Source organism: Streptomyces sp. A5-4 (genome assembly GCF_051131715.1).
GTDB lineage: Bacteria > Actinomycetota > Actinomycetes > Streptomycetales > Streptomycetaceae > Streptomyces.
This window is the reverse complement of record NZ_CP178591.1, coordinates 3,799,942-3,815,656: the sequence shown is the minus strand read 5'-3', so window position 1 is coordinate 3,815,656 and position 15,715 is coordinate 3,799,942. Positions and strand designations below refer to the sequence as shown.

14 protein-coding genes are annotated in these 15,715 nt (G+C 71.1%); 3 read left to right on the top strand and 11 right to left on the bottom strand.

Annotated features, from left to right (window positions below):
• Positions 1 to 4 precede the first annotated feature (4 nt).
• From ACLLJJ_RS17520 to ACLLJJ_RS17490, 7 genes are all read right to left on the bottom strand, one after another.
• Complete coding sequence (locus ACLLJJ_RS17520) at positions 5 to 1,603, bottom strand: ISL3 family transposase (RefSeq protein ID WP_434588078.1); 1,599 nt, start codon at positions 1,601 to 1,603, stop codon at positions 5 to 7.
• Between the two features lie 179 nt (positions 1,604 to 1,782).
• Complete coding sequence (efeB, locus tag ACLLJJ_RS17515; protein ID WP_434592235.1) at positions 1,783 to 3,045, bottom strand: iron uptake transporter deferrochelatase/peroxidase subunit; 1,263 nt, start codon at positions 3,043 to 3,045, stop codon at positions 1,783 to 1,785.
• 5 nt (positions 3,046 to 3,050) lie between these two features.
• On the bottom strand, positions 3,051 to 4,955 hold the full coding sequence (locus tag ACLLJJ_RS17510) for a copper resistance protein CopC (protein WP_434592232.1): 1,905 nt from the start codon (positions 4,953 to 4,955) through the stop codon (positions 3,051 to 3,053).
• Between the two features lie 11 nt (positions 4,956 to 4,966).
• On the bottom strand, positions 4,967 to 5,422 hold the full coding sequence (locus ACLLJJ_RS17505; RefSeq protein WP_434592229.1) for a copper chaperone PCu(A)C: 456 nt from the start codon (positions 5,420 to 5,422) through the stop codon (positions 4,967 to 4,969).
• Complete coding sequence (locus ACLLJJ_RS17500; protein WP_434592226.1) at positions 5,419 to 6,075, bottom strand: SCO family protein; 657 nt, start codon at positions 6,073 to 6,075, stop codon at positions 5,419 to 5,421. The genes ACLLJJ_RS17505 and ACLLJJ_RS17500 overlap by 4 nt, the downstream gene beginning before the upstream one ends.
• A gap of 29 nt (positions 6,076 to 6,104) precedes the next feature.
• Positions 6,105 to 6,857: a YcnI family copper-binding membrane protein gene (locus ACLLJJ_RS17495; protein ID WP_434592223.1), complete on the bottom strand. Its 753-nt coding sequence runs from the start codon at positions 6,855 to 6,857 to the stop codon at positions 6,105 to 6,107.
• A gap of 95 nt (positions 6,858 to 6,952) precedes the next feature.
• The gene (locus tag ACLLJJ_RS17490) at positions 6,953 to 7,750 is read right to left on the bottom strand and encodes a hypothetical protein (RefSeq protein WP_434592221.1); all 798 of its coding nucleotides are present in this window, start codon (positions 7,748 to 7,750) and stop codon (positions 6,953 to 6,955) included.
• A gap of 180 nt (positions 7,751 to 7,930) precedes the next feature.
• Between ACLLJJ_RS17490 and ACLLJJ_RS17485 the strand changes: the two genes are divergently transcribed.
• Positions 7,931 to 8,389, top strand: coding sequence for an ATP-binding protein (locus ACLLJJ_RS17485; protein ID WP_434592218.1), 459 nt, complete (start codon positions 7,931 to 7,933; stop codon positions 8,387 to 8,389).
• A gap of 79 nt (positions 8,390 to 8,468) precedes the next feature.
• Here the strand turns inward: ACLLJJ_RS17485 and ACLLJJ_RS17480 are convergent, their stop codons facing one another.
• Positions 8,469 to 9,929, bottom strand: a complete 1,461-nt coding sequence (locus ACLLJJ_RS17480) for an aminopeptidase P family protein (protein WP_434592215.1) — start codon at positions 9,927 to 9,929, stop codon at positions 8,469 to 8,471.
• A gap of 100 nt (positions 9,930 to 10,029) precedes the next feature.
• The gene (locus ACLLJJ_RS17475) at positions 10,030 to 11,550 is read right to left on the bottom strand and encodes a PP2C family protein-serine/threonine phosphatase (RefSeq protein ID WP_434592213.1); all 1,521 of its coding nucleotides are present in this window, start codon (positions 11,548 to 11,550) and stop codon (positions 10,030 to 10,032) included.
• Positions 11,551 to 11,971: 421 nt separating this feature from the next.
• Here ACLLJJ_RS17475 and ACLLJJ_RS17470 point away from each other — a divergent pair, with 421 nt between their 5' ends.
• Both ACLLJJ_RS17470 and ACLLJJ_RS17465 read left to right on the top strand, forming a co-directional pair.
• Positions 11,972 to 12,703: a bifunctional DNA primase/polymerase gene (locus ACLLJJ_RS17470; protein WP_434592210.1), complete on the top strand. Its 732-nt coding sequence runs from the start codon at positions 11,972 to 11,974 to the stop codon at positions 12,701 to 12,703.
• A gap of 341 nt (positions 12,704 to 13,044) precedes the next feature.
• Positions 13,045 to 13,632: a hypothetical protein gene (locus tag ACLLJJ_RS17465; RefSeq protein ID WP_434592207.1), complete on the top strand. Its 588-nt coding sequence runs from the start codon at positions 13,045 to 13,047 to the stop codon at positions 13,630 to 13,632.
• 300 nt (positions 13,633 to 13,932) lie between these two features.
• Here ACLLJJ_RS17465 and ACLLJJ_RS17460 read toward each other — a convergent pair whose 3' ends face one another.
• Both ACLLJJ_RS17460 and ACLLJJ_RS17455 read right to left on the bottom strand, forming a co-directional pair.
• Entirely contained in the window at positions 13,933 to 14,895 is a 963-nt protein-coding gene (locus ACLLJJ_RS17460) for a DUF5926 family protein (RefSeq protein ID WP_434592204.1), read from the bottom strand.
• A 183-nt stretch (positions 14,896 to 15,078) separates the two neighbouring features.
• Complete coding sequence (locus ACLLJJ_RS17455) at positions 15,079 to 15,678, bottom strand: ATP-binding protein (RefSeq protein ID WP_434592201.1); 600 nt, start codon at positions 15,676 to 15,678, stop codon at positions 15,079 to 15,081.
• Positions 15,679 to 15,715: the final 37 nt, after the last annotated feature.

Sequence of the window (15,715 nt, the reverse complement as noted above, 5' to 3'; positions counted from 1 at the left end):
TGGGTCAGGGTGTGAGGAGCACCCGCTTGCGGAGGAAGTCGAGGTTGGCTCGTCCGTATCCTTGCCTTTTGAGGAATTTCACTCGTGTGACCTGGCCTTCGACCTGGCCTGAGCTCCAGGGGGTGGACAGGCCGGCGGTGACGGCGTCCTGGTCCCGGCGCAGGCCGTTGACCAGGGAGTGCAGGGCGGGCAGGTTGTCGGCGAGGACGCGTTCCATCCAGGCTGGCAGCTGGTCGCCGCGCAAGTCGCTCATCATGGCGGCGAAGTCGCGGACATGGTCGGTGACGGCGTCGAGTTCGGGGCAGTCGGCCCGGATCTCTTTGAGGTCGGCGGCGTCCACGGCTGCCAGGTTTCCGGGGGCGGTCATGATCCAGCGGACGATGCGGCGGGGCCGCGGAGCTGGACGGGGCACTGGCGGCGCGGTGGTGGAGGTCTTGAACGGGCGGAGGTAGCGGCGGACGGTCTGGATGCTTCCGGTGAACCCCCGGGCGACGATTTCCTGGTGGAGCTGGGCACTGTCGCGACAGCCCTCGTTCCATCGCTGGTGGAGGTAGGGCGTGTGCTCGTCCAGGAGGGTGGACCGGTTTGTCGCCTTGACCAGCAGTTCGTCGATGCTGGTGGCCCGGGCGAAGCGGCGCACGGTTTTGCGGCTCAGCCGCAGTGTCCGGCAGATCCCCTCCAGCGTGCTGCCGCCGTCCAGGAGTTCCCGCACTGCGGTGTAGCGTTCCCTGGTCCGGGTCACCAGACGGCGTTCGCGTCCGCAGACATCGAGCATCGCGTCAACCGGGGGCGGCGTCTGCCAGATGTCGTCGCTGGGCGGCGGCTTGGCCGGTACGGTGTTCTCGAACGCGGCCCGGGCGCAGGCGTGGTGGGCGGATACGGTCTTCTCCACCGCCTCGCCGAGGTTGTGCCACAAATGCCAGGCGTCTGCGACCTGGACCGCCTGCGGGGCGCCGCTGCGGGTGCCCTCGGCATACGCTCCGGCCCTGTCCCGGCACACGATCTCTATTTCCGGGTGGTTGCTCAGCCATGCGGCCAGTGGCTCGGCCTCACGGCCGGGCAGCACGTCGACCGGGCGCCGGGTCTCCAGGTCCACCAAGATCGTGGCGTACGTCGCACCCCTGCGGAGCGCGAAATCGTCGACACCGAGCACACGGATCTCTCCGACAGGCTCTTCCGGCACCGCACGGACCAGACGTAACAGAGTGTCCTTGGCGACGTCCAAGCCCAATACCCCGGCCAGGCGGGCCCCCGCGCGGCCGGCCAGCGCGAGAGCGATCGAGGTCAACTGGCCGCGCAGCAGCGGCGTATAGCGGGCATGCGGGCTGGTCAGCCCCGCGATCTGCTCAGCGAACGTCACCGCCCGGCACCCGGGGTTCAGGCACTTGAACCGCCGCACCAGCAACTCGATCACCACCCCGGCGCCGCTGGCCGCCGCGTCCGCGAGCCGCCGTACGTACCGTCCGTGCACCCGGCCCGACGCGCTACCGCAGTGCGGACACACCCCGCCCGACGACCGAGCACGCGCATGCATCGAGACCACACCGGACAACGACCGCTCGACCACCTCGACCACAACACCGGCCAGATGAGGGAACAACACCCCGAAACTCCGTGAAGTACACCTGGCTCATGATCACAGCCGCCACTGACACCACCCGCCCCGTCACAAGATCAGCGACAGAACCCCTTAATGGGCCGTACGGGAACGCTCTACGGGATCCTCACCCGTCCCGCAGGTCTCACCCGCCCCGCCGGACTCCACTGGCCCCACCGGGGCCCTCAGCCCTCCAGCAGCCGCTGCCCCACGTACTCCCCGTCCGGCGCACCGCCCGGCACCGCGAACAGCCCGCTCGCCTCGTGCCGGACGAACGGCGACAGCGCGTCCCCGCGGTCGAGCTTGCGCTGCACCGGGACGAAGCCGCGCAGCGGGTCCGCCTGCCAGCAGACGAAGAGCAGCCCGGCGTCCGGCTCACCGTTGCCGGAGATCCCGTCGTGGTACGAGAACGGCCTGCGCAGCATCGCCGCCCCGCCGTTCTGTTCGGGGGCGGAGATCCGGGCGTGCGCGTCGGAGGGGATGACGAGCCTGCCGTCGGCGCCGGTCTTGTCCAGCGCCAGTTCCGTGTGCTCGTCGCCGCCGGTGAGCGGCGCCCCGTCGGCCTTCCTGCGCCCGATGACCTTCTCCTGCTCGGCGCGCGCCAGCTTCTCCCAGTCGTCGAGGAGCATGCGGATACGGCGTACGACGGCGTACGAGCCGCCCGCCATCCACTGCGGATCCCCGCCGGCCGGCACAAAGATGCGCCGGTCGAAGTCGTCCTCGGACGGTTTGGGGTTGCCCGTGCCGTCGATCTGGCCCATCAGATTGCGGGCCGTCATCGGCTGCGCGGTCGCGCCCGGCGCACGGTTGAAGCCGTTCATCTGCCAGCGCACCTTGGCCGCGCCGCCCGCCTCCCGCTGGATCGCGCGCAGCGCGTGGAAGGCGACCAGCGAGTCGTCGGCGCCGATCTGCACCCACAGGTCACCGTTGCTGCGGCGGGCGTCCAGGTGGTCGGAGGAGAAGTCGGGCAGCGGGTCGAGCGCGGCCGGCCGTCGCCCGCCCAGGCCCGTACGGCCGAAGAAGCTGTGGCCGAAGCCGAAGGTGACGGTCAACGAGGACGGCCCCGCGTCCAGTGCGACGCCCGTGTCACCGTCCCCGGCAGGATCGCCCGCCATCAGTCCGCGCGCCACGGCCGACCAGCGCCGCAGCAGCGCCGCGGCCTCCTTGCGCCCGGCGCCCGGCGCCAGGTCGAAGGTGACGAGATGGCCGCGGGCCTGCAGGGGCGTGGTGATTCCGGCCTGATGGGCGCCGTGGAAGGCCACGGCCGTGGAGCCGACCGCCGTCAGGGCCGTGCCGGTGTCCGCCCCGGAGCCGGAGGCGACGGCGTAGCCGCCGGTCCCGCCCAACGCGAGCCCGGCGGCGCCCGCCGCGCCGGTGGCGGCGAGCAGCCGCCGCCGGGAGAAGCCATCGCTTCCCGTGCCGTTGTTGTCCACGTCAGTTTTTCCCACGTCTGTCAGCCGATCTTCACGTTCTTCTTCACGGTCACCTGATCGATGTCTGAGGTCCGGACCATCACTTCGAGCTCCCACGTGCCGGGCATCGGAATCTGCACGCCGCTCGCGCTCCAGTGTCCGGTGGCGACGCGGTCGGGGGCGGCGGGCAGCGGTCCGATCGCCTTCTTCTTCTCGGTGAACGCGACCGTCACCTCGGGGGCGTCCAGGGGCCGCCCGTTGGGCCGCTCCAGCCATACGTGCAGGCTGTTGGCGCCCGACCTGGCCGGGTCGAGCTCGACGCGCGCCGTGCCCTTGCCGTCCTCGCCGCCGGTGTCGAAGGGGATACGGACCTCGATGGGCTCCGCGGGGGCAGTGGGGGAGGTCTGGGTTCTGCCGACCTCCTTCTCCTGCGTACGTCCGGGCTCGGTGCTCGTCAGCACGGTCGTCACGGCCAGCAGCACCACGGCGACCCCGGCCTCCGCGAGGACCGACCGCCGCAGCCCCGTCCGCAGGGGGTCGGCGTCACGCTCGCGCTTGACGCGGGCGGTGGCCAGCGCGGCCTTCTGCCGGGAGAGCTGGGCGGAGCGCGCGGGATCCTCCGGGACGGTCACCCGCTCCTCGGCCTCGACTGCCTCCTCCTCGGCGGCCCCGGCCCCGTCCTCGGCCTTCGCGTCCGCCGCCGCGTCCCCGGCCAGCCGCGCCGTCCAGCGCCGCGAGATCCAGGCGATGCCGACCAGGACCACGACCAGGCCGACCTTGACGAGCAGCAGCTGCCCGTACGACGTACCGGTCAGCGCCGACCAGGAGCCGACCTGCCGCCAGGACTGGTAGATGCCGGTCGCGGCGAGCACGACGACGCTGATGAACGCGACCCGGGAGAAATTACGGACGGCGGCGCGCTCGATGCCCGGCGTCCGGTACAGGGCGACGAGCAGCGCGGCGAGGCCGCCCAGCCAGGTCGCCACGGCCAGCAGGTGCAGTACGTCGACGGGCATCGCGATACCCGGCTGGAGCCCCGTGGACGCGTGCTCGGCCAGCGCCCAGGTCGCCGCGATCCCGGCGGCCATGACCCCGCCGCCGAGGGCGAGCCCGAAGGTGAGGTCCTTCTTCTCCTTGGGGTCCTCGCGCTTCGCGTACGCCCCGAAGAGGACGGCGACGAACAGCGCCGCCGCGCCGAGCAGCAGCAGCCGCGAGACGAGCGACGCCCCGGTCTTGGTCTCCAGGACGGCCTTGAGGCCGCTGAGGTCGAAGGCGTCGGCGAGCTTGCCCGAGCCGGTGTACGGGGTGCGTAGCAGCAGCATCACCAGGGTGGAGGCGGTGAGCGTGATCCACCCCGTCACGACGAGGCGTTGCAGCGGACGCTCGCCCGCACCGCGCTGCCAGCAGGCCAGCACGAAGGCGGCGCCACCGACGAGCAGAATGAAGCCGGCGTACGCCGTGTAGCGCGCGATGTCGTAGAGCGCGCCCACCAGCCCGCCGCCCGCCGCCTGTTCGGGCACCTCGGCGGTGGTCTCGGAGGGGGCGCCGATGGAGAAGGTGAAGGCGCCGGAGATGGGGTGGCTGTCGGCGGAGACGGCCTGCCAGGCGACGGTGTACGTGCCGTCCGGCAGCCCGGCGTGCAGGTCGACGCCGTACCTGACGACGCCTCCGGCGGTCAGGTCGCGGACATCACCGGTGTCGGCGCGTTTGCCGCTGGGTTCCAGGACGCGGATGGAGTCGTCGCCCAGGGCGATCTGTTCGGAGAAGGTGAGGCTGACTTCCTTGGGCGCGGTGGCGACCACCGCCCCGTCCTTCGGGTCGCTCCCGGTGAGCGCGGCGTGCGCGGACGCGGGGGCGGCTCCTGCGAGCAGGGTGGCGAGGAGCGCCGTCGTGACGAGCAGCAGCCGTATGACAGAGGCTGCGAAGCGCGGGGCGGTGGCCGGCATGTGTCAGTCCCTCACTGCTTCTTCGGGTTGTGGGTGGTCTCCTCCACGGGGAAGTCGACCGTCATGGTGGCGGCCTTCTCGAAGTGCAGCTCCACGGCGACCTTCTCGCCCAGCTCGGGCTTCTTCTTGAGCTTGAGGAACATGATGTGGTTCCCGCCGCGCTCCAGATTCAGTTCGCCGTTCGCGGGGATGTCGAAGGATTGCACCTCCTGCATCTTCTGGTTCTTGGCCTCGTGGATCTGCACCTCGCCCGCGATGTCGCTGGTGAGAGAGGTGAGCCTGTCCGCGGTGGAGCCGGCGTTCTTGATGGTGAGGAAGCCCGCGGCCATGTCGTCCATGACGGGCTCGGGCATGAACGCCCCGCTGACCTTCAGCTCGGGCCCGCCGTCACCGCCGTCGGAGCAGCCCGCGAGGGTCAGTCCCGCGGTCAGCGCCACGGCGGTGACGAGGGTGGTGCGGCGGTTCACGGGTTCTCCCCCTTGAGCAGCTTGGGAAGATCCTTGGTGTAGTCGTCGGCCGTGGTGTCCTCGCCGTACAGCACGTAGCCGCCGTCGGTCTTCGGCGAGAACGCGATGACCTGCGCGCCGTGCATGGACACGACCGTGCCGTCCTTCTCCTTCTTGGGCGGGTCGATGCCGATGCCGAGCTGGCGGGCCCCGGCCTGGATGGTCGGGAAGTCGCCGCTGAGCCCGGTGAAGGCGGGGTCGCCCGCGCCCTTGAGCCACTTGCCGAGCGCCTCGGGGGTGTCCCGTTCCGGGTCGGTGGTGACGAAGACGACCCGGAGCTTGTCCCGGTCGGCCTGGGGCAGCTTCTTGTACGCGATGGCGATGTTGCTCATCGTCAGCGGGCAGACGTCGGGGCAGTTGGTGTAGCCGAAGTAGATGAGCGTCGACTTGCCCTTGGTCTGCTCACGCAGGTCGTACTTCTTGCCGTGGGTGTCGGTGAGGACGAGGTTCGGCTTGGTGAACGGCTTGTCGAGAACCGTCGCGGCCTTGGTGTTCATGTCGGCGGAGACATCGGTGACGGGCTTGGAGGTGTCGGCCTTGTCGGTGCCGCACGCGGACAGGGTGAGCGCGGCTGTGGCGACGAGCGCCACGGCCAGCGCGTTCTTCTTGCGCATGATGATGAATCCCGGTGCTTCGGAGGGGGTCAGGAGGCGCGGCGGCGGCCGGCGAGAACACCGAAGGCCACACCCGCCACACCCACGATGATGCCGATGACGCCGAGGGTGCGGGCCGTCGTGTCGCTGCTGTCGGCCGCGTTCTCGGACTTGTCGCTCTTGTCGGCCTTCTCGTCGTGCGACGCGGCCTCCGCCTTGCCGTCCTTCTCGTCGTCGGCGCCCTTGGCACCGGCGCCGTGGTGATCCTCACCGGAGGGCTCGGTCAGCTTGAGGACGGGGGCCGGGGACTTAGGCTCCTCCTCGCCCTCCTTGGGCTCCTCGATCCAGCGGACGACTTCCTTGTTGTCGTACGTCTGGATGGCCTTGAGGACCAACTGGTCGGCGTCCTCGGGCAGCTGGCCCAGCGACAGCGGGAACTGCTGGAACTGGCCGGGGGCGATCTTCCCACCGGTCCAGGTCACCTTGGAGACGGCCTCGGTGATCTCCTTGCCGTGCACCTTGAGCGGCTTGTCGAGCTTGGTCTTCTCGACCTTGACGGTCCAGCCGGGTACGGGCTGCGGCATCACGGACGACAGCGGGTGGTCGGTGGGGAAGGAGACCTCCAGCTTGGTGGTCGATGCGTTGTCCCGCTCGTTGGGCACCTTGACGTTGACGGTGGCGTAGCCGCCCTTCTCGGCGGCGCCGACGGGCTGCACGCCGACGTGCGCGAAGGCCGGTCCGGCGAGAAGCACGACGGTGGAGGCGGCGACGGCGCCGGCTGCGGAGATACGCGTGATGTTCATGGCTGGGAACACTCCGGGGAGACAGGGGTGAATGCTGCTCCGGCGCGCGGATGCGCGACGGCATCGCGACACCACTCCCTGGGGAGCGGGCCGCGTCAGGCTGCGAGTACGAGCGCCCCGGAGGGCGGCCCGCGCCTGATCACCATGTGCTGGAGTGCGTCCGCGGCCGGCCGAAGGGGCGTACGCAGTGGTGTGCGCAGCGCGCGCGGGCTCTGCGCGTGCGCCCGCGGAAGACCGGCGCGCATTGACCGTACGAGCGCGAGCGCGGCGCGCAGGCACCGCACGAGCGCGCCCTCCGCGACTCCGTGCGCCGAGATCCGGACCAGCCGGGAGAGCGCGACCTCGCCGCGCCGCAGCAGCCAGCCGGTCGCGACCGCGGCCAGGAGGTGGCCGAGCAGCATGGGGAGGGTGGGAAGCAGCCCGGCGGCCGATTCGGCCCCCGAGTGCTGCACCGTGTGTGCCGCGTGGTGCTGGGCGTCGTACACCGCGGCGGGGCTGATGCCCGCCTCGGTGACGACGCGCCGGGCCTCGATGGTGCTGAGCGGCAGGGCTCCCGCGCCGCACACCAGCTTCGCGGCCAGGGCTGTCAGCGAGGTGTCGGTGGCCGCGGACTGGATGGCCGGGCTGTGCTGGCCGATCCCGAACAGGGCGTGCAGGGCCAGCTGTCCGCAGGTCAGCGCGGTGGCGATGACGGGCATCGAGCGTGCGCGCCCCGCGAACGGTGCGACCGTGCCGAAGACGGCGGCGCAGCCGAGCACCATCGTCCACCAGGGAACGGTCGCGCAGGCGGCCACGACGTGTCCTGTCGCGGACAGCGCGACGCAGACCGCGGTGAACACCGCGGCCCGCAATAGCCGCAGACCGGCTCCGGCGCGTGCGACGGACGTAGACATGGCCCCGACATCATCGCACTGCGCCCACGCCGTTCCTACGGCAGGTCCGTGAGCCCATACACCGGCGTGAACGGTGCGCGCTTCGGCCGAATGAGCGCAATCACGTCAACTCTGTGCTTATTCGGCGGTGCTTACGGCAATAGGTAATCGTATGTCGAGCCGCAGCCTGGAGGCTGGAGCATGAGCATCTGGTGGTCTCTCCGCTTGCGACGTGAGGCGGCGAGCGTTCCGCTGGCACGCCGCCTACTGCTCGGCACCATGGAGACCGCGGGGGTGGATCCGGACGTCTCCTTCGACTTGTCGGTCGCGCTGAGCGAGGCCTGCGCGAACGCGGTCGAGCACGGCGGGGAGGTAGGGGCCGGGGTGTCGTCCTCCGCGGAATACCGCGTGACCGCTTATCTGGACGGCGAGAAGTGCCGTATCGAGGTCACCGACTCCGGGCCGGGTTTTCCCGTGTCACGAGGGCGCCGCGGGGCCCTGAGGTCCGTCCAGTGCACGGCGGAGGACGGCAGGGGGCTCGGTCTGATCGAGCAGCTCACCGACCATGTCCACTACCGGAACAGGCCGGGCCGTGGCGCCGTGGTCAGTTTCGACAAGATCCTGAAATGGCGTGAGGGCGCACTGCTCATGGCCTCCTGAAGGTGGGGTCCGAGCAGCACGCCCTCGTGGCGTACGCGGCTCTCGGCCGGTCACCGGCCGGCTGTGTGCCGTCGGTGCGTCAGGCCTGCTTGGTCGCGGCCATCCACGCCTCGACGTCCTCGGAGCGGCGCGGCAGGCCGGCCGACAGGTTCCGGTTGCCGTCCTCGGTGACGACGAGGTCGTCCTCGATCCGCACACCGATGCCGCGGTACTCCTCGGGCACGGTCAGGTCGTCGGCCTGGAAGTACAGACCGGGCTCGACGGTCAGGCACATGCCGGGCTCCAGCGTCCCGTCGGCATACGCCTCACGGCGGGCGGCGGCGCAGTCGTGGACGTCCATGCCGAGCATGTGACCGGTGCCGTGCAGCGTCCAGCGGCGCTGCAGGCCGAGCTCCAGGACCCGCTCGACCGGACCGTCCACGAGGCCCCACTCGACGAGCTTCTCGGCGAGGACGTGCTGCGAAGCGTCGTGGAAGTCGCGGTACTTGGCGCCGGGCCGCACAGCCGCGATGCCGGCTTCCTGGGACTCGTACACCGCGTCGTAGATCTTGCGCTGAAGGTCGGTGAAGCGGCCGTTGATCGGCAGTGTGCGCGTGACGTCGGCGGTGTAGAGGGTGTGGGTCTCCACGCCGGCGTCGAGCAGCAGCAGGTCGCCGGAGCGCACATCGCCGTCGTTGCGCACCCAGTGCAGGGTGGTGGCGTGCGGGCCCGCGGCGCAGATCGAGCCGTAGCCGATGTCGTTGCCCTCGACGCGGGCGCGCAGGAAGAACGTGCCCTCGATGTACCGCTCGCTGGTGGCCTCGGCCTTGTCGAGGACCTTCACGACGTCCTCGAAGCCGTGCACGGTCGCGTCGACGGCCTTCTGGAGCTCGCCGATCTCGAACTCGTCCTTCACCGCGCGGGCCTCGGAGAGGTACGTGCGCAGCTCATCGTCGCCCTCGGCGGTCGCCTTGTCGGTCAGCGCGGCCTCGATGCCGGCGTCGTGACCGCGCACGTTGCGCACCGGGCCGGTGGCCCCGGTCAGGGCGGCGGGCAGCTCACGGACGTCCTTCGCCGGGATCCCGAGCAGCTGCTCGGCCTCGGTGAGGGAGTGGCGGCGGCCGACCCACAGCTCGCCCTGGCCGTCCAGCCAGAACTCGCCGTTCTCCCGGTCGGAGCGCGGCAGGAGGTAGACCGTCGCGAGGTGACCGTCGTCCGCCGGCTCCAGCACGAGAACGCCGTCCTGCGTCTGGTCGCCGGTCAGGTACGCGTATTCGGTGGAGGCTCGGAAGGCGTACTCGGTGTCGTTGGAACGGGTCTTCAGATTGCCCGCGGGGATCACCAGACGCTGGCCCGGGAAGCGGGCGGAGAGCGCTGCGCGGCGGCGGGCGGTGTGCCCGGCCTGCGCGATGGGCGCCAGGTCGTGCAGCTCGGTGTCTGCCCAGCCGGACTTCATGCTTTCCGCGAGCTCGTCGGAAACGCCCGGATACAGGCCGTTCTTCCGCTGCTTGATCGGCTCGTTCTCAGTCTCCGGGGTCTCCGGATTGAGCTCCTCAGACACGACTTCTCCTTGATACGACACCTTGGGACGCCATTGGGCCGCCTTCCATCGTATGTGCGATGAGAAGACGGCCCGGAGACCTGTGGACAACTGTGAGAAATCAGTCGAAGCGCGCCGCGAGCAGCACGATGTCCTCCACCGGATCGCTGCTGTCGTGGCCCTCCGGAAGCATCGCGGCGAGCACGTGGTCCGCGATCGCTCCGGGGTCGTCCCGCACCGCCCTGGGCACGCTCGCCGCTGCCGCGTGCAGCCGGGCGAAGGCCCGGTCCATGGGGTCGCCGGTGCGGCGCAGCAGCCCGTCCGTGTAGAGCAGCACCGTCTCTCCCGGGTCCGGCGTGAACTCCACGCTCGGCGCCTCCCAGCAGGCCAGCATCCCCAGCGGCGCGGAGAGCGACGTCTCCACGTACTCGGTGCGCCGCTCGCCGACGAGGAGCGGCGGGCTGTGCCCGGCCCCGGCCAGCACGACCTTGCGGAGGGCCGGTTCGCAGTACGCGAAGAGGGCGGTCGCGGACCTGGCCGGTTCGGTCAGCCGCAGCAGCAGCTCCAGATCGGACAGTACGGCGACGGGGTCCTCGCCCTCCATGACGGCGTACGCCCGCAGGGAGGCCCGCAGCCTGCCCATCGCGGCCAGTGCGCTCGGGCCCGACCCGGAGACCGAGCCGACGGCGAGTCCGAGTGCGCCCTCCGGCAGCGGCAGCGCGTCGTACCAGTCGCTGCCGCCGCGCGGCCCGGTGTGGTGCCGGACGGCGAGCCGCACCCCGGCGACCCGCGGGAGTCTGCTGGGCAACAGGCCCTCGGTGATGGTCGCGACACGGGTGCGGGAGCGCTCCAGCTCCAGCAGCCTGGCCAGGTGTTCGGCGGCGTACCGCGCGTAGAGCCCGGCGAGGTGGCGGGCGCGCTCGGCCGGCTCGGCCGGCTCGTCGTAGAGCCAGACGGCCGCGCCGACGTGGCCGGTCTCCTCGGTGGCCAGCGGCAGCGCGTAGCTGGCGGCATAGCCGAGGCGGGCGGCGACTTCGCGGTGGCGCGGGTCGAGGGTCTTCTCGCTGAGCAGGTCGGGGTGCGCGATCTCGCTCGGGCGGCCGTTCTCCGTGAGCGTCTCCAGGCCGTCCAGGATCCGGCCGTAGGAGGTGGAACTGCGCGGCACGGTCTCGATGTGGCCGAGGTCGGCGTGGGCGAGGCCCAGGCCGACGGTGGCCACGGGGCCGAGCCCGTCGGCCGGGTCGAGCACGATGAGGCCGCGGCGGGCGCCCACCAGGGCGGCGCCGGCGCTCAGCAGCTCGTGCAGGGCCTCGTCGAGCGTGCCGGTGCGGACCAGGCGTTCGGTGAGCTCGTGCAGGGTGGTCAGGTCGGACACCCAGGTCGCGAGCCGGTCCTGGATCACCGACATGGCGGCCACGGGAGGGGCTGAGGGGGCAGCGTTGGAAGACTGGGGCGCGACAGTGTGCGCGGGGGCCGGAACCACTGGATCGATTCCAGCCACTTTCGGGACGTGCGGGGCGCTCATGACCGCGAGCTTTCCAGTTGGTGCTTTTTGCTCAATAGCATCGCAAACCCCCATGTCATTCTGCGCCGCTATCAATGCATCCACATGTACACGTACAGGTAAGGGGATGTCCAGCATTGCGGTCTTGGGACTCTTGGTGTCTGTGGGATCGGCAACTTGGCTTAAAAATGCCACCCTCAGCAATATTTTGCGGTCGACTGAGGGCGTTCAGGAGCGCGTCATATCAACCGTGTTGGGTAACTACTCGTTGATGGCCGGGGGTAGTTGGCTCTGTCCCGGAACCTGGCGGCGGGCTCAGGCGTCTTAACCGCCGTGGGCCGCGCCCCGTCCCCGAGTAGCGGGGAACGTTCCACCGGACCAGTAAGCGCCATGCGTGCGCCACCCTCCGCTACGTTCACGCTCGGCTCCGACGAGTGACCCGTGCCGCAGGCTGTTATCGCCACGATGCGCCATTTCGTAACCGAAGAGTACGCGCAGTGAAGTAACGCACACACGATGTGATGTGGACCTCGGCGTTCAACGGAAAGGACGAGCGCTCATGCGCGAGATCCCCGGAAGGCGACGCAGGCTCTGGTTCCGGCAAAGCGAGGAGCCCGCCCTGCTCGGCGCGGCCCTGACCTGTGCCACCGAGTGGCAGTGGCCCGTACTTCCCGGTGTGGGGCTGAAGGCGACCACGGGTCGCGACAGCCGCAGCGGCCAGGACCAGGGCTGTGCCTGCCCCGACCCCGAGTGCGTCGTGCCCGGCGCACACCCCTTCGACCCCGGCATCCTGGCGGCATCCACCGACGAACGCATGATCCGCTGGTGGTGGACCAACCGGCCGACCGCCCCGATCATGCTGGCCACCGGCGGCACCGCCCCCTGCGCGCTCAGCCTCTCCGCGATCGCCGGCGCCCGCGCGCTGACGGCCCTGGACGCGATGGGCATGCGGCTGGGCCCGGTCGTGGCGACCCCCACCCGCTGGTCGCTCCTGGTGGCGCCGTACTCCCTGGAGCGGCTCGGCGAGCTGCTGTACGCCAAGGACTGGGTGCCCAGCTCGCTGCGGTTCCACGGCGAGGGCGGCTATCTGGTGCTGCCGCCGTCGGAGACGGGCACGGGACAGGTGCGCTGGGAGCGGGCACCGGCCCAGGGCCCTCGGCTCCGCCCGGGCAGGGGAGGGCCCGTCGCCGCTTCCGTCGCGCCCTGGCTGCCGGACGTCGAGGCGGTCGTGGACGCGCTGGTGGTGGCGAGCAACGGCGCGCCGGACGGCGGCAGCAGGCTCACGTACTGACGGACCGTCGTCGCCGGCGGGCGGTCCATTCCGAGGATCTGTCCGGCGCCGGCGGTTCGTCCGTGGTGACGACCCGCCAGGCGCCGAGGGCCCCGGGTTCGGCTCGCCCGTCCTGACGGTTCATCGCGTACGGCCCCCCGGGTCTGGCGCGCCCCTACCCGCCGTCAGGGCCGTTCGGCCCAGGGGGAGTTACGGCGACACGCCGGGGGACTCACTCGTACGAGTGTGAGCAGGGGCCGAGTTCCGGGGAATTGGGCGCGCGGTTGCCCGAGTGCCTGCCATACGTCGATATCTTCGGGCCACCGCCAGGATTTCCCGGGCAGTTGACAGGTGGGACCCCCATGAACATCCGCACGATCGGGATCGTGGCCGTGGTGGTGCTCACCGTCCTGCTCCCGCTGGCCGGCGCATCCGCGGAGCCCGAGCCCGCCCCCGACGACGCCAAGGGCGCGCCCCGCACCCCGCCCTCGCCGAAGCCGTCGCCCGAGGCCTTGGCGGCGGCGGAGGGTGCGCGCGACGCCGGGGAACCTTCGGCCGGGGCAGGGGCGGGCGATGGCGCGCCCGGCGCACCCGGCACCACGCCCCGTACCGGCGCGCAGTGCGGCCCGGAACTGAGCTCGCCCGAGGGGATCGAGGCGCAGATGTGCGTACTGACCGAGGGCGAGAGCACCTGGGCGCGCGCGTACTACCGCAATGCGACGGGTGAGGAACTGCGCGCCGTACTCACTCTGATGGGGCCCGCCCACCGGACTGTGCAGATGCATTGCGCGGTGGGCGCGGAGGACGAGCCCGGGGTGTGTGAAACGCCGCGTGAACCCATCGGCGGAAAGGCCGCGCAATACACGGCGGTCTCGGAGTTCGCCGCATGGGGCGACGGGCCGCTGCTGTTGCGTTCGGGAAGCAACTCGGCGAGGCCCGCAAGCAGTTGAAAACCGGAGGTGATGGGCGGCCGGGCGGGAAAAACACCGGCGCCGACTCCGGAACGTCGAACGCCCGGCCGCTGGCGACGGGGGATGCACCAGCGACCGGGCTCCTAGAACCGTAACAAGAGATCTGCGGTTAGCAAATTCGATCCCAGTAATTCGGACAGGGATTTACCTGCCACCGCAGGGAGTTGTGACGGGTATCACCAATCGTCCGGCAGGAAACGTCCCCTGCGGGCCCGCCGTCACGGCGGGCCCGCAGGGGGCCGGGCGTTGGTCGGCGGGCCCGTGGGCCGGCCGGTCGGATCAGCTGAGAGTGACCTGGCGGTTGGTGAGCCCGCCACGTGCCCGGCGCTCTTCGGCGGTCAGCGGTGCGTCCGAGGCGAGCGCCGCGGTGAGCCGCTCCGCGAGCTGGGCCGCGGGCTTCTCGATGTCCTGCGCCGACATCCCGCTCGGCAGGTCCCAGACCGGGACGACCACCCCGTGCGCCCGGAAGGAGCCGACGAGCCGGGTGCCTTCGCCGAGCGAGGACGTACCGGCGGCGTGCAGCCGCGACAGCGCGTCGAGGAGCTGGTCCTCGGCGTACGGCATGACCCAGCGCAGGTGGTTCCGGTCCGGGGCCTCGCACCAGTAGGCGGCGTCGACGCCGGTCAGCCGGACCGTCGGGATCGCCGCCGCGTTGGCGCGCTCCAGGGAGGCGCCGACCTCGGGCGTCGCGTTCTCCGGGTCCGGCACCCAGAACTCGAAGCCGGAGTGCACGACCGGCTCGAAGGCCGCGCCGGGGTCGAGCAGGTCCTGCAGGCGCGGCCCGTCCGCCGGGGCGCGCTCGGCCACCACCGGATTGCCCGGCTCGGTGGTCAGCGCACGCCGGAGCGTGTCGGCGAGGTCGCGGCTGAGGTCGCCGGAGGGGGTGTCGTTCTGCAGGCCGAGCAGCACGGAGCCGTCGTCGCGGCGCAGCGCGGGCCAGGCCATCGGCAGAACGGTCGCCAGCGACACCGAGGGGACGCCGTCGGGCAGCCCGTCCTTGAGCGTCAGCGGCACGGTCGCGGCGGGCACCAGCTCGCGCAGCGCGACCCAGTCGGCCTCGCCCGTCAGTCCCTCGAAGGGGCGCTGCACCAGCTCGGTGACGGCGTGCGACGCGGCGCGGCCGTGGCAGGCCTTGTAGCGACGGCCGGAACCGCATGGGCAGGGTTCGCGGGCCCCGACCACCGGCACCTCCCCGCTGGTCACCTGAGGCTTGGCCTTGGTCTGGAGGCGCTTCTTGGCCATGCGTGGCTTCTCCCGTTCACGGCGGTGCTGTGTCGGGCGCGAGCCTAGCCGCTGCACCGGGTGGGAATCGTCCGTCGCCGGGCGAGGGGTCCCCGCGCCCGGCCCGGCGCCGGTCGTCCGGGACTCGCGTACCCCGTGCCCGTCCGGTCCTGTCGTTGCTCCATGGCGGTCGGTCCATGGTGGTCAGTCCAGGTCGTCGAGGACGTCGGCGAAGGTCAGATCAGGGACGGCGACGCGCGTCGCGAAATCCTCGCGCCGATTGCCCGCGCCGACCACCGCCCACACGGTGACCTCTCCGACCGCGTTGTCCTGTACCCCCCAGTCCCGCGCCAGCGCACTGATGATGTTGAGCCCACGACCGCCGCGCGCGGTGACCGACGGTGTGGCCGGAATCGGTCGGGTAGGGCCACCGCCGTCTGTCACTTCGACGGTCAGCGCACCTGCCGGGTCGACGCGCCACGCGGCGCGGATGTCGCCGTCCCCCACCTCTGCCTGTCCCAGCGGCCTGCCATGGCGGCAGGCATTGCTGAGCAGTTCGGAAAGGATCAGTACGGCATCGTCAATGACCGATTCGGTCATCCCATTTCCGTGCAATTCATCACGCATGCGACGTCTTGCATTGCCCACGCCCGCAGGGCCGTGGGGAACGGCCATGCTCGACGACGTGGGCACTTCCTGTGCCACCACAAACGCCACCCCCGAGACCTCCTTCGCCCCACGCCACCGAGTGAATGCCCCAATGGCCTGGACCGGAAACCGGCCAAGCGTTGAGCAGTGACGCACTCGTACGATCGAATACGGAACGAATGCGCCGGTGCAC